This is a genomic window from Pinibacter aurantiacus (genome assembly GCF_019130065.1).
Classification (GTDB): domain Bacteria; phylum Bacteroidota; class Bacteroidia; order Chitinophagales; family Chitinophagaceae; genus Pinibacter; species Pinibacter aurantiacus.
Map to the genome: position 1 here is coordinate 49,139 of NZ_JAHSPG010000002.1, position 14,408 is coordinate 63,546.

A 14,408-nucleotide genomic window follows, 5' to 3' on the forward strand; every position below is an offset into this window, starting at 1 on the left:
TATCAGAATAAACGAATTTACAGTAGAAATCAATTAAAAACTTAATATAATATATATTTTTATTTTATTAATACAACAATCGTTTGTCGCCATTCTGTTCTTCGAATCGTATTATGCAACGCAAAAAAACACGGAAAATTGTGAATTACGTGTGAATAGCGTCTTTTTAACATTTCAATTAAATTAGCCAACCCAACAGTAAACATAACAACACAATTACCGGAGAAGGTAATTTAGAATACAGCAGCAAAACCGTTGTTCCAACAATGACCGAAAGATTCACAAAACTCACCATTTTTAAACCTATAATCGTGATATCCTTCAACATATAGAATGTGGCTGCCAACAATATTCCTACCACTACGGCATTAATTCCTTCCGTGGCTCTATAGACGACAACATACCGCTTAAGGTTGTGCCATATGGGAAAAAAGAATAGAACAAGTAAAGCACTGGGAAGAAAAATTGCCACAGACCCAATTGCACAGCCCAATAGTTGCCAGGAAACATTTCCGTCTTTCATAGCCGTTCCTCCCATATAGGAAGAGACGGAAAATACCGGCCCAGGCATGGCCCTAATCATTCCGGCACCTAAATAAAAATCTTCCCGATCAATTCTTACAACATTTGGATTTTTTTTCATCACTGCTTTTGACTCCGGACGCATTACGAACTGCTCGTACATCATCGGGATTAATACGTTTCCTCCGCCAAAAACAAAGCTCCCAAACCTGTAGGTGTTCTCAAACAAGTTAATGGGTCTTCTGTTGGGCCAGTCATTTTTCCTGGCCGTTTCACTGAGCAAGCCTGCGAGGATAAAAATGATTGCGAATAGCCAGATGTTCCACCACTTAATTTTTTGCGTTACCACTTCTTTTTCAAGAATACGTTTGTCACTAAGATTAGTCACAAAACCTCCGACCAAAATCAGCACGGGAATTACCCACGGTCGCGTAAAAAGAAGCAACAAAATAACTGTTGAAAAACCGGCGATGACCCAGGTGATTGTGTTGTGCACCGAACGCCTGAATGCTTTGAGGGCGGCGAATGCTAGAAAGCCAACAGACATTGGCGCGATAAATTTGAAGATCGTTTTTACAGTGCGCTGATCTATATACTCCAGGAAAAAGGAGAAGGCCCCCATTAAACAACAGGCGGGCAACATCCAAATGATCAGGGCGAGAACGGCCAGCGGAACTCCGCCGCGTTTGTATCCGATCAATGTCAAAATCTGGGTAGAAGAGGCGCCGGGAAGAAGCTGGCAAAATGCTGTGTAATCCATCAACTCTTCTTCTGTAACATCTTTTCTTCCATGTACAAAAGTTTTCAGCATCATGGCGTAGTGTCCCTGCGGACCGCCGAATGCTGTTATGCTGTGAAGAAAGACTGCTTTTAAAAATGGAATATGGCGAAACATAGAATTCTCTGGTATGAGTTTAAATAGGATAATCCTATTTCACCACAGATAACAACGGCCTCAAACGCATTGCCACTAATCAATTAACCATTATCAAGTGTGTAGCGCAAATCTAAAAGATAATGAGAACTTTTTCTATGACTATTTAGGAGAGAAGTAATTAATAATTAATAGGTGGACCACGCTAATAAAAGAAAGATCCTTCATTGTATAAGATGATTAGTAAGATGCATCTCTTAATAAATGTCGCCCTATTAATTATTAATTGCTAATTATCAATTTTTGTAATAGCCATTATGCAGTATTTCCTGCCGTACATTCTCTGGTAAAGTAAAGCGAACGTTTCTACCTTCTTTGATATCCTTTCTTATTTGCGTGCTGGATATTTCTAAAAGAGGCGCGTTGAGTACAGTAAGGTTTGCGCCGATATTATTGTTCACTTCATAGCCCGGGCGGGTGTATACATAGATGTGGTGATTCTTTACAATCACATCGCCATTCTTCCAGTTCAAAATATTCTGGAAGCTGTCGCTACCCATTATAATAGAGAAAGTGTGCTGAGGGTATTTTTCTTTAAGATAGGCAAGCGTGTGTACCGTATAAGAAGGTTTGGGCAGATGAAATTCTATGTCACTGGCTTTTAGTCTTTCTTCTCCCTCCACAGCAAGTTTTACCAGGTGAAGGCGGTGATATTCATTCAGCAGGGAGGAGGAGGGTTTGAACGGATTTTGAGGAGAAACGACCATCCATACATTATCAAGCGAAGTATTGTTAAGTACATGATTCGCGATAATGCAATGGCCTATATGAATGGGGTTGAAAGAACCGAAGTATAAACCGATGTTCATTTAATTTGAAAATTTGGGGATTTGAAAATTTGAAAATGAACGATGCACCACATTCATTAGCACATTAGTATATTTTCAAATTCTCAAATTGATTAAGCTTCTTCTACAAAAATATTCTGCGCCTCATCGAGTCTGAGACTGAGGTTATATCCTGAAACGGTTATTGCTATAGGATCGCCGAGAGGGGCTACCTGCTCAATTCGAATGTATTCGCCGGGCACACATCCCATTTCCATTAGCTTTAAAAATATCTCGTTATTTTCAAAGGATTTAATTACTACTAGCTGACCCACTTTTATATCTGATAATCTTTTCATCTGCATATTTTTCATTTTGTTTTGGCCAGATGAAATTCGCATATCACAGTCTCGCTTTTATCTGCAACAATAACTATCATGCTCATTTCATTGCTATCTTTTTATCCTTTGGCAAAGCTATCCTTTATTTAATAGAATCTGCATTAAGGTTATGCAAAACTATCTTCTATAAATAAGAATGTTTTACGAATTTTGGAATTGATGAATAAACAACAAACACCCGTAATTAGTTTCCATTTTCTGGAAGTTCAGTTTTCATTTACACAAAGGACGGCACTTAAGCAGTTTCTTATCGGTATGTTTAAGAAGGAAAAGAAACCACTGGAGAGCCTGAACTATGTATTTTGTTCAGACGAGTATCTTTTAGAGATAAACAACAACTACCTCCAACACAACTATTACACAGATATAGTAACCTTCGAGTTGTCGGCCACAAATAAAACCGTGGGAGATATATACATAAGTGTGGACAGGGTAAAGGATAATGCGGAGAATCTGGAGCAATCTTTTAAAAGGGAATTACACAGGGTAATCTTTCACGGAGCTTTACACCTCTGTGGATACAGGGATAAAACAGCAAAAGAGCAGGAGAAGATGAGGGAAATGGAAGACAAATACCTCAAGCTCTACTTTAAATAGCTTTTAAAAAAGGATGTTCCACGTGGAACATCCTTTTTTCTTTCTATTCAATAAGCTATATAAGCTCATTTAACGTTCCACGTGGAACATTAAATTATCACAGCCAAAGAGGAATTAGCGAGATTTCATCAGACTTCAGGAATAAGAATTAACCTAATTACCAAAAAGAAACTATAGTCAAAATCAAAACCACAACCAGTAATTCAGGATTACTAGACCAGTTCTATGTTCCACGTGGAACATTTAGAATGTTTCACCCGTTAAAACTTTCTCATCTGCACCTAAAGCTGAAATAAGGTAAGATTATTAAATACTAGTAATAGCAATTCAGAGTCGTTAACCAAGCGAGTGGGCTTCGGCAGGCTCATCCTGTCAGGATGAGCGGAGTAGCAGGATAAGGTTGTCGAAGTCTTGGTATAACCAATAAGTAACAAGCCGCTAATATGCGTTAACCAACATCCTCTTTTACTAAGAATCATGTTCCACGTGGAACATATAAACCCTGTCTTTCTACAAGTAATAACATCTAATCATATTTTACAATCCCCTGACTCAATGTTCCACGTGGAACATAATTAAACTCCCTCAATTACAATGGTAATTGTAATTTTGCATTCTAAATTTTTAAGATAAATGTTTCCAGAATACGATGTCATAGTGGTTGGGGCGGGACACGCAGGTAGTGAGGCAGCTGCAGCTGCAGCTAACCTTGGTTCTAAGGTTCTGCTTATTACTATGAATATGCAAACGATAGGACAAATGAGTTGTAACCCAGCAATGGGAGGAATTGCCAAAGGACAAATTGTTAGAGAAATAGATGCCCTCGGTGGATATTCTGGAATCGTGACCGACCAAAGCATGATCCAGTTCCGTATGCTAAATAGGTCAAAAGGCCCCGCTATGTGGAGCCCAAGAACCCAAAATGACCGTATGCTGTTCGCTGCTAAATGGAGGGAACAACTAGAACAAACACCCAATGTTGACTTTTACCAGGATATGGTTCGCTCCATTATTGTAAAAGACAATAAAGCTTGTGGTGTAGTAACAGGCCTTGGCCATCATATTCCTTCCAAATCCGTGGTTGTTACAAGTGGAACATTTCTGAATGGCATCATCCATATTGGAGAAAAGAACTTTGGTGGTGGTAGAATAGGGGAAAAAGGAGCAACCGGCATTACTGAACAACTTGTAGAACTAGGATTTGAAGCTGATAGATTGAAGACAGGAACACCTCCGCGTATAGACGGAAGAAGCCTTGACTACTCCAAAATGGAAGAGCAAAAGGGAGATGATGAAATAACCGGCTTCTCTTACCTTGACGTTCCTAAACCAAAAGCACAGGATCAAATAAGCTGCTGGATCACATATACATCTACCGAAACACATGAACTTTTAAAAACAGGTTTCGACAGAAGCCCCATGTTTGCCGGAAGAATAGAAGGAGTAGGCCCTCGTTATTGCCCGAGCATTGAAGATAAAATAAACAGGTTCGCTGACAGGGACAGACACCAGATCTTTGTAGAACCAGAAGGTTGGAACACTGTTGAGATATATGTAAATGGTTTCTCAACATCTCTCCCTGATGATGTTCAATACAAGGCATTAACTTCTATACCTGGTTTCGAAAATGCCAGAATGTTTAGGCCGGGGTATGCTATCGAGTATGATTACTTTCCACCTACACAGCTCACCCATGCTTTGGAGACTAAACTGATCAGTAATCTTTTCTTTGCCGGACAGATCAATGGAACTACAGGATACGAGGAAGCAGCTTGCCAGGGAATTATGGCCGGTATCAATGCTCACCAAAAAGCGAAGCATCTTGATCCATTTATCCTGAAAAGAAGCGAAGCATATATTGGCGTGTTGGTAGACGACCTGATTAGCAAAGGAACTGAAGAACCCTACAGAATGTTTACCAGCCGCGCTGAGTTCAGAACATTACTAAGGCAGGACAATGCCGACTTAAGATTAACAGAACTAAGCCATAAGATCGGCCTGGCGTCTGAAGAAAGAATGGAAAAGGTGAGAAACAAGAAAGAAGGAGTGGAGCAAATTAAGTCTATCCTTAAAGAATTCTCTGTGGAACCAGCGGAGGCGGAGGCTTACTTACAAAGCAAAAACTCATCACCTCTTTTACAAAAACAGAAAGCGCTTCAGGTATTGCTTCGTCCAAACATTGACCTTGTGGGGATGTGTCAATTCATACCAAGACTAGGCACGTTACTATCATCTTTTGACCGGGATACTTTAGAGCAGGCAGAAATTCAAATCAAATATGAAGTATACATCGAGAAGGAAAAAGAGCTTGTTCAGAAAATGAGCCAGCTTGAAGATCTCGTTATACCAGATACTTTTGATTACAATAAAGTGGCAGCTCTTTCAAACGAAGCGCTTCAAAAGTTCAAGAAAATTAAACCAAGAACATTGGGACAAGCCAGCAGAATAAGCGGGGTAAATCCAAGCGATGTCCAAATATTGATGATATACATGGGGCGTTAGTGGAGAGTTGAGAGTTGAGAGTTTGTTATCCGCTAGAAAAATAGTAATAAAAAATGGGCACCAATCGGATGCCCATTTTTTTTTGCCTAAAATGCTATTATCGAGAACTCTCAACTCTCCCTTCTCAACTCTCAATTAACTAAGGGTAACAAAGCTGGGCCAAATACAAATAAGGTTTCATCATGTGGTTAATAAACGTGTTCTTTCCATCGAACGGAAAAAGCTCCTTGTACTTTTCATCCGGCCTTAAAATAACGGGTGTACCGGCCACCATGTAATTGTTGCTCTTTGCATACGCCGGTTCTCTCAATTGAGGCAAAGTCTTTTTTACAATTTTATACAAACCGTGTCCAAGATATTTCTGCTGATACTTCACTGCTTTCTTTGGTGACTTGTCCAACTTCTTATAGGCTCCGTTCAAGTACCAGCGAACCACTAATTTTTGTTTTTTGATCGCAGGTTTTAACGCCGCTAAACCATTTGGTTGACTGTAGTCGTCTAACGTTTGAATGGAAAATGGTGTCTCCGGAACCCAATCCAAAATATTCACCACACGAAATGTCCAGTCTAATCCACTCAAATATTCCAGATCATAAGCGTAATACAAATTGCCTGGTTTTGGTGCGGCACTGGCATACGTCTTAAACTGAATATCTTTTGGTAAGCCGCCATTGTACTCAACATAACTTCTCATCAGTAGTGAAAGCACACCGCCCTGGCTGTGGCCACAAATAATAAAATCTTTAAAGCCTTTTGCATAATATTCTTTGATGTGAGCAATAATATCCGGCCCTAAATAAGACAGCCCTATCATCCAACCCACGTGCACAGCAGCGTTAGAGTCCTTTGCCATTTTGTAACTAAAAGTTGTGCTATCATTTACCTGTATGGATCCAGTTGCAGGAACCATTGCCGCATAAAAATTAGCGAGCCAACTTTCCTTAGTATTAATCGTACCTCGAATGTTTATTACAGCAATTTTACGTTCCTCATCTGTCCACAGATCCCAACGATTGTCTAGTGCTCCAGATTTACTTCTGTAAACCATTTTATAAGTCCTCTGATTTTCTATTTTCATTTTCTCAGCAGACGTATCGGTAACACCGAATGCAATTCTCAAAACATCTCTGTATTCCTTTCCGTCAAATCCAGCTTTCAAACTGTGTTGACTAAACGAAAATAAACTGATCAACAAAAAACAATGTCCAAGCAAAATATTCTTCTTCATAGTAATTCCTTTGTATAAAAATAAAACGTGTTAAACCACATTGGGTTCAACACGTTTCAAAAAAAGTATACCAAATTAATCTACGAAATAATTCGTATTAAATAAACTTTCTAATTTTTCTCTGACAAAAATTGTTTCAGGTATTTTACGCCTCACCACTCCAGATTTTTCATCTACTACCAGATCCATCTCCATTAGTGCTCTTCTACCGAGAATCGCCTTTTCAAGTTTTTGAACAACACAAATCAATTCAAACGATGTTCTCTCGCCAAATGATATTATTACCGGCCCTGCAACATCACATTCTATCTGCCTTCCCTGAAGCATAATATTTCTTTTTTCTTCTCTAAATTCAAGATCGAGTGACATTGCTAACTGTATGTCAACCACAGAAAAAAAAAATCCAGATCAATCACCATTTCAATCCTCCTTTCCGCGCCTTTATCCACACCAATAGTGCTGCCGTTCTTGCAAACAAACGTTTCAACCATCATTTTCAATTTTCAACTTTCAATTCTCAACTAACTAAAGTCCTCCCGCTCTGCTAATCTCTAACATTCTATCAATAGGTTTTTTTGCAGCTTTTCTTAACTCTTCCTCCATCAAAATCTCTGGCGTTTCATATTCCATGCACAGATATAACTTTTCCAGCGTATTCAATTTCATGTGTGGACAATCATTACAAGCGCAATTATTTGTTGGAGGTGCCGGTATAAAAGTTTTGTGCGGACTGTCCTTTTGCATTTGGTGCAAAATACCCGTTTCTGTGGCCACTATGTACTCGTTGGCACTATCTTCCCGACTGTACTTTAAAATGCCCGTAGTGGAGCCTATATAGTCCGCTATGCGCAATATAGGTTCCTCGCACTCAGGGTGTGCCAGAACTTTTGCTTTAGGATGTCTTATTTTAAGTTTTGTGATCTTTTCCAGGCTAAATATCTCATGCACCATACATGCACCGTTCCAAAGCAACATATCACGCCCTGTTTTCTTAATCAGGTAAGCCCCAAGATTCTTATCCGGTGCAAAAATGATCGGTTGATCTTTTGGAACACTGTTCACAACCAGTGCAGCATTACTGCTGGTAACAATAATATCGCTCTGTGCTTTTATCTCTGCAGTGCAATTGATATAACTGATCACCACATGATCGGGATGTTGTTTTCTGAATTCTCTGAACGCATCCGCAGGCGCACTATCAGCAAGTGAACAACCGGCTTTCAAATCCGGCAACAACACTTTCTTCTTTGGATTTAAAATTTTTGCAGTCTCCGCCATAAAATGCACACCAGCAAAAACAATAATATCAGCCTCAGTTTTTTCTGCTGCTTGTGCAAGTCCTAAACTGTCGCCTATATAATCTGCAACATCCTGTATATCGGGCTCCTGGTAATAGTGTGCCAGGATAATTGCATTTTTTTCTTTTTTCAATCTTTCGATCTCATGAAACAGATCCAGCGTTGCGTCAACTTCTATATCCAGGAATCCATTTTTTTCGATGTTTTGTTTTGCTGAATCAATGTTTATAACTGACATAATAACTATATATTAATTATTTATAAAAAAAAGCTATTACTATTAGGGATGTGAATTCGTGGAAAACTGATTTTTAAAACGCTTTGAATAATCATTTCCATGGGTTTATCCACATCTTTCCACAAATATCTAACAATTAAAAAGAAAGTACAGTCGCTATTTCTACCCGCTTATCCACTTTGGTGGATATTGAAAACCAGTTAAAAAGAATTTTGACCACATGAATGTGAATGAAGGTCGAATAACTAGTGACTTTTCCCAAGCCCCAAAATCAAAATTAGAATTTTCAGAACTTGTTGGCATACTATCCCCAAAAACAAAATTCCAAAAACATGGTTTATCCACTGTATTAAGCCAATATTAACAACCCCTGTGAATCAGCGTTCCACATCCATGTTTCGCAATGTTAATATTTGATGAAATATTGATCAATGCTGGTTTATACAGAATATCCTATATGTGTGTGACATGAGAGACGGAACGCAGATTTTCATGGTTGTCATGATTTATTAGATTACATAGAAAAAAATTCTCCGATAAAAAATCGCAACGATTCAGAAAATAATGTTCTGACGTTTTCGATAATTTACGATATTAGCCAAAGTGAAAAGAAACCAGATTGCTTAGCCGAGAATATCTTATTGCTCAACAATAAGATCATAACGAATCATGACAATCATGAAAATCTGCCTGCCCGACTAGGCAGGCGGGCGTTCTCTTAAAAAAAACATCACTTTCAAAATTCGTATGACAAATTGTTTTAACGCTAAGACGCAGGTTTACAGTGACTTTCGGCATTTTTTCCACAATTTGTTCATAAGTTAAATTCCCCTATTTTTGCCAACTAATTTTCTAAAACCGTACATAATAAATTAAAGTATGTCAATCATTCAGTCAATCAGGGATAAAGCAGCATGGCTGGTATTCGGTGTTATTGCCCTGAGCTTGTTGGGATTTTTATTAATGGACGCCTTCGTAGGTAGAGGTGGTCGTGGAATGTTTAGCGGTAATAAAACAACGATTGGTTCTATTAATGGAAACGATGTTGAGTACATGGACTTCCAGAAAAAAGTAAAAGCAACGGAAGATCAGTATCAATCACAGGGTTACCCTATGAACGAGCAAATGCGTCAAAACATTCAGGAGCAGGTTTGGAGCCAGTCAATCGATGAAACTTTGCTTGACGATGAAATCGACAAAGCTGGTGTAACTGTTACTCCGAAAGAGCTGGATGATATTTTGTTCGGTGCAAATCCTCCACAGGATTTCAGAAGACAATTCACCAACGAAAAAGGTGAATATGATGTGAACGCAGCGAGACAAGCGATCGCTGAATTGCGTAAACATAAAAATGATCCAAGAGCACAAAGTTTTGAAGACGAATATTTACCTGCTCTGCTTCAAAACAGATTGCGTGAAAAATATGCTTCATTGATTGGCAACACTACTTATTATCCAAAATGGTTGTTAGAAAAAACAAACACTGACAACAGTCAGTTGGCTTCTATCAGCTACGTTGCTACTCCTTACTCATCTATCAGCGACAGTGCTGTGAAAGTAAGTGATGATGATATCAAATCTTACGTAAGTAAACATAGTGAAGAGTTTAAACAGGAAGCAAACAAAAGCATTTCTTATGTTGCTTTCAGCGCAGCTCCTACAAGTAATGATAGCGCTGCATTGTTCACCCAGATTTCAAATTTGAAAAACGAATTTGCATCTACAAATGATGCAAGTGGATTTTTAGTGCGTAATGGTTCTGCAACTAACTATGTAGATCTTTATGTAGTGAAATCAAAAATGCAAATGCCAAATGCCGACACCATCCGCTCTTTGAGTGATGGCGCTGTGTACGGTCCTTACCTTGATGGTGGCAGCTATGCACTTGCAAAAATGATTGGTAAAAGAAATCTGCCTGACAGCGTAAAATGCCGTCACATATTGATCAGCACACAAACGACTCCCGATAGCATTGCAAAAGTTCGCATCGACAGTATTGCTGCTGCAATTAAAGGAGGAGCAAACTTTGCAGATCTTTGCGCTAAATACAGCGATGATCCGGGAAGTAAAGAAAAAGGTGGAGAGTATGATTTCAATTCTATTCAGTTTAGCAACCTTGCAAAAGAATTTGCTGAAACTATTTTCTACGGAAATACCGGCGACAAAAAAGTTGTGAAAACTTCTTTCGGTTATCACTATATAGAAGTGTTGAACCAAAAAGATTTTGAAATAGCATATAAAGTAGCTTACCTGAGCAAACCAATTTCAGCTAGTACGGAAACTGATAACGCTGCATCTGGTCTGGCTAACCAATTTGCCGGTGAAAGCACCAATGCAAAAGCATTTGATGCAAACGCTGATAAAAGAAAATACATGAAATTCAATGCTACAGAAATTAAACCAATGGACGGAAGTATCCAAGGCTTGGGAAGCAACCGCAACCTAATCAAATGGATCAACGAAGCAAAAGTTGGTGATGTATCTGATGCATTTGATGTAGATGATAAATATGTTGTTGTTCTTGTAACAGAAGACAATAAAGAAGGTATAGCGTCTGCAGCAAAAGCAAGACCGCAGGTAGAATTTATCATACGCAATCAAAAGAAGGCTGAGCAAATTAAAGCTAAGCTTGCAGGTAAAACATCTTCTCTTGAGACAGCAGCGGCTGCCGTTGGACAGCAAGTTTACAACGCAGACAGCATCAGATTTGCTTCTCCATTCATTCCAAATGTTGGACAAGAGCAAAAAGTGATCGGAGCTTCTTTCAACCAAAGCCTGAAAGGCAAAGTATCTGACGCAATTGCCGGAAACGGTGGTGTATTTGTAATTAAAGTAAACAACGTAAGTGCAGAATCAACTGGAATCAACATTGATCAGCAAAGACAAGCTTTGATACAAAGAGCAAAAAGCGAATCTGCTTACAGATCTATCCAGGTATTGAGAAAAGCGGCTACAATTAAAGACAATCGCGCTAAATTCTTCTAATAAAGAAACAACCTGATTATAAAAAACCCCCGAAAATTTTCGGGGGTTTTTATTTTTATAACACTAAACCAATAACTTTATTGCCAGTAAACCATGACCAAATTCAATTAAAATTAATTGCAATGGTCAGATTTATTATTTCCCGCACAAGACAAAAAAAATACTATTTCACTGTAGAATGTTCCAACCAGGAAACCTTGTTGACAAGCAAGTTTTACTGTTGCAAAATCGCCTGCAAAAAAGGGATTGAATCTCTTAAAAACGCAATTCAGGGAATTGGAAGATATCAGTGGATTGATCAGGAAAGCGCTGTTTCGTTTGTTATTAAGTCTGCCAACGGCCAAACACTGGCAACCAGCGAATCATACGGCAGTTTAACTGAGTCATCGGACATTTTATCAATGCTCAAAAATGAAATCCCGAAAACAGTGGTGGTTGATCAAACAGTAAAATTAAAAAAACAAAGGACCGTAGCTGTCGCGGAAGCATCTCGTTAGAAAAGATATGACTCAGTCATGAAAAATGCCATCCCCGCGACGGCATTTTTTATTTTAACTTTGATATAGAACAGTTTTTTATTAAAAACAATACAAATCATGAGTGAGGTAATTGTAAATAAAGTGGCAGAAAGCGGCATTGTTGAAATTGATCTTGAAAAGTATTATCCAAAAGAACAGATCGTTGTTTTTGATCTAAAGGATTATTTGTTCATGGGATTGATCTTAAAAGAAAAGGATTTTCGTGAGGCGTTAAAAAATCTTGACTGGAGCGTTTACCAGGATAAATATGTTGCGGTAACATGTTCTGCAGATGCAATCATTCCAATGTGGGCCTATATGTTAATCGCTTCGAATCTGCAGCCAGTAGCAAAAGATTTTTTCATCGGCACAGAAGAAGGTGCACATAAAACTGTATTCCTGAAAAATATTGATGGTATAGACAGTAAGGAATTTGCCGACAAACGTGTAGTGGTTAAAGGCTGCGGCGATTTGCCGATCGGCGAATTCGCATACCTGGAAATTACAAAATTACTTAGACCGGTTGCCAAAAGCATAATGTATGGCGAACCCTGCAGCACCGTGCCGGTTTTTAAAAAAGCCAAAGTATAACGTTGGTAAGGCTTCGACAAGCTCAGCCTGACAACAAAAAATTAAAAACACGCCATGATAACCGTTCGCCCCGCCACTATTAAAGATCTTGATACCGTTGCTGATCTTTTCGATCAATACAGAATATTTTATAAACAGGCTTCCGATATTCCTAAGGCAAAAGAATTTTTGAAGGAAAGAATGGAAGGGAATGAATCTGTAATACTTCTTGCGTTTGCGAACGATGAAGCAGTTGGCTTTACGCAGCTCTACCCTATTTTTTCTTCTGTGTCAATGAGAAGAGCATGGTTGTTGAATGACCTGTTTGTAAAAACTTCTGCAAGAAAAACCGGCGTAGGCAACAAGTTATTAAATGCTGCAAAAGATTTTGGTGCGAAAACAAATGCCAAATGGCTTATTCTCGAAACTTCTGAAGATAATTTTACTGCACAATCCGTGTATGAAGGCAATGGGTGGCAGAAATCAAGTAGTTTTTTCTATCAGTTTAATTTGTGAGAGGCCTTTTTACCACTAAGACACTAAGGACACTAAGTTTCACTAAGAGAAGTCTAAATTTAATACAACCCTTAGTGAGGCTTAGTGTCCTTAGTGCCTTAGTGGTAAATCTTGTTCATTAACATTAGCGAGAGTTTATAAACAACCAGACTCTAAATTTTAAACCATCCCCGTTTCTTAAATATCCCCAACATCCAGATTGGTATTACGACCATTAAGCCTACCGCGATATAAAATCCATACTTGTTGTGCAACTCCGGGATATGATCGAAGTTCATTCCAAAGATTCCACCAATCACCGTGGCAGGTGCCATAAGACAGGTTACAACCGCCATCACTTTCATCACTTCGTTCATTCTTAAATTGATGTTGTTGATATACAGGTCCTGCATGCTCATCATCATATCACGATAGTTTTCGGTGAGCTCGTATGCCTGGATGATGTGGTCGTATATGTCTTTAAAATACTTGGTGGTACTGTCATCCAGCAGGTCGCTTTCGCTTTTGAGCAATCCGCTAATTAGTTCGCGAACGGGAGCAATATTTTTTTTAAGTGCGAGTAACTCTTTCTTAAGCACGAGGATTTTCGCTAGTGTTCTTCTGCTAGTGCTTCTGATAACTTCTTCTTCAAGCAACTCAATCCTGTCACCCAGCTTTTCCATAACTACATAGTAGTTGTCTACGATAAGATCGAGCATGGTATAACACAAGTAATCAGCACCTCGCATTCTAACCTTGCTTTGCTGATATTTTAGTTTTTCGCGGATGGGATTAAAAACGTCCCGTGATGCATCTTCCTGGAAAGAAATCACAAAATCTTTTCCCAATACAATGCTTATTTGTTCAGACTCAACGGTGAAGCTGTTTTCGTTATAGTACAGCATATTGAGTAAGCAAAAAATTACGCCTTCAACGTCATCTATTTTTGGCCGCTGCCCCACGCTTAAAATATCTTCTCGTAACAAAGGGTGTATGCCATATACTTCTCCAATTGCGTCGACATCGCTTTTGCGAATGCCGTCAATATTTATCCATGTAACGTGGCCGTTTTCTTTAAACCCGTAAGTTTCTTCAATATTTGAAAGTTCTTTGCCTGAACAGGATTCGTTCGAATAATCATAGGCAAAAATTCTAACCTTTTCGGCTTCTTCGCGAGCGGGAATAATAGTGGGATTAACATTAAAGATCTCCTTCGTGCGGGAAGGCGCACGCTGAAACAGGTCCAGCCCAAAATATTGCAAATAGCGCTTGCTATCCATAGGAGTAATTTAAAGCAAGATAAAAAAAATTAGTTGGTAGTTGTTAGTTGGCAGTTGTTAGAGAGGGTTCGAT

The 14,408-nt window shown here is 38.8% G+C and carries 13 protein-coding genes; 6 read left to right on the forward strand and 7 right to left on the reverse strand.

What is annotated here, in order from left to right:
* Positions 1-178: 178 nt before the first annotated feature.
* The 3 genes from KTO63_RS03485 to KTO63_RS03495 form a co-directional block, all read right to left on the reverse strand.
* On the reverse strand, positions 179-1,417 hold the full coding sequence (locus tag KTO63_RS03485; protein WP_217789760.1) for a chromate transporter: 1,239 nt from the start codon (positions 1,415-1,417) through the stop codon (positions 179-181).
* A 275-nt stretch (positions 1,418-1,692) separates the two neighbouring features.
* Positions 1,693-2,265, reverse strand: coding sequence for a nicotinate (nicotinamide) nucleotide adenylyltransferase (nadD, locus tag KTO63_RS03490; protein ID WP_217789761.1), 573 nt, complete (start codon positions 2,263-2,265; stop codon positions 1,693-1,695).
* Between the two features lie 92 nt (positions 2,266-2,357).
* Entirely contained in the window at positions 2,358-2,624 is a 267-nt protein-coding gene (locus KTO63_RS03495; protein WP_232373012.1) for a FeoA family protein, read from the reverse strand.
* A 159-nt stretch (positions 2,625-2,783) separates the two neighbouring features.
* Between KTO63_RS03495 and ybeY the strand changes: the two genes are divergently transcribed.
* The gene (gene ybeY, locus KTO63_RS03500) at positions 2,784-3,221 is read left to right on the forward strand and encodes an rRNA maturation RNase YbeY (protein ID WP_217789762.1); all 438 of its coding nucleotides are present in this window, start codon (positions 2,784-2,786) and stop codon (positions 3,219-3,221) included.
* A 633-nt stretch (positions 3,222-3,854) separates the two neighbouring features.
* The gene (mnmG, locus tag KTO63_RS03505) at positions 3,855-5,723 is read left to right on the forward strand and encodes a tRNA uridine-5-carboxymethylaminomethyl(34) synthesis enzyme MnmG (RefSeq protein WP_217789763.1); all 1,869 of its coding nucleotides are present in this window, start codon (positions 3,855-3,857) and stop codon (positions 5,721-5,723) included.
* A 139-nt stretch (positions 5,724-5,862) separates the two neighbouring features.
* On the opposite strand, the gene KTO63_RS03510 is transcribed toward mnmG, so the two are convergent.
* The 3 genes from KTO63_RS03510 to nadA form a co-directional block, all read right to left on the reverse strand.
* A complete protein-coding gene (locus tag KTO63_RS03510) occupies positions 5,863-6,951 on the reverse strand; it encodes a lipase family protein (protein WP_217789764.1) in 1,089 nt (362 codons plus the stop codon).
* A gap of 75 nt (positions 6,952-7,026) precedes the next feature.
* Positions 7,027-7,320, reverse strand: coding sequence for a pepsin/retropepsin-like aspartic protease family protein (locus KTO63_RS03515; protein WP_217789765.1), 294 nt, complete (start codon positions 7,318-7,320; stop codon positions 7,027-7,029).
* Positions 7,321-7,476: 156 nt separating this feature from the next.
* Entirely contained in the window at positions 7,477-8,487 is a 1,011-nt protein-coding gene (nadA, locus tag KTO63_RS03520) for a quinolinate synthase NadA (protein WP_217789766.1), read from the reverse strand.
* 879 nt (positions 8,488-9,366) lie between these two features.
* Between nadA and KTO63_RS03525 the strand changes: the two genes are divergently transcribed.
* From KTO63_RS03525 to KTO63_RS03540, 4 genes are all read left to right on the forward strand, one after another.
* The gene (locus KTO63_RS03525) at positions 9,367-11,472 is read left to right on the forward strand and encodes a peptidylprolyl isomerase (RefSeq protein ID WP_217789767.1); all 2,106 of its coding nucleotides are present in this window, start codon (positions 9,367-9,369) and stop codon (positions 11,470-11,472) included.
* Positions 11,473-11,594: 122 nt separating this feature from the next.
* A complete protein-coding gene (locus KTO63_RS03530; protein ID WP_217789768.1) occupies positions 11,595-11,969 on the forward strand; it encodes a DUF1508 domain-containing protein in 375 nt (124 codons plus the stop codon).
* 99 nt (positions 11,970-12,068) lie between these two features.
* Positions 12,069-12,581, forward strand: coding sequence for a DUF2480 family protein (locus KTO63_RS03535; RefSeq protein WP_217789769.1), 513 nt, complete (start codon positions 12,069-12,071; stop codon positions 12,579-12,581).
* A gap of 54 nt (positions 12,582-12,635) precedes the next feature.
* Positions 12,636-13,076 carry a GNAT family N-acetyltransferase gene (locus KTO63_RS03540; protein WP_217789770.1) on the forward strand — a complete coding sequence of 147 codons (441 nt, stop codon included), beginning with the start codon at positions 12,636-12,638 and terminating at the stop codon, positions 13,074-13,076.
* Between the two features lie 152 nt (positions 13,077-13,228).
* On the opposite strand, the gene corA is transcribed toward KTO63_RS03540, so the two are convergent.
* On the reverse strand, positions 13,229-14,335 hold the full coding sequence (gene corA, locus KTO63_RS03545) for a magnesium/cobalt transporter CorA (RefSeq protein ID WP_217789771.1): 1,107 nt from the start codon (positions 14,333-14,335) through the stop codon (positions 13,229-13,231).
* Positions 14,336-14,408 lie beyond the last annotated feature (73 nt).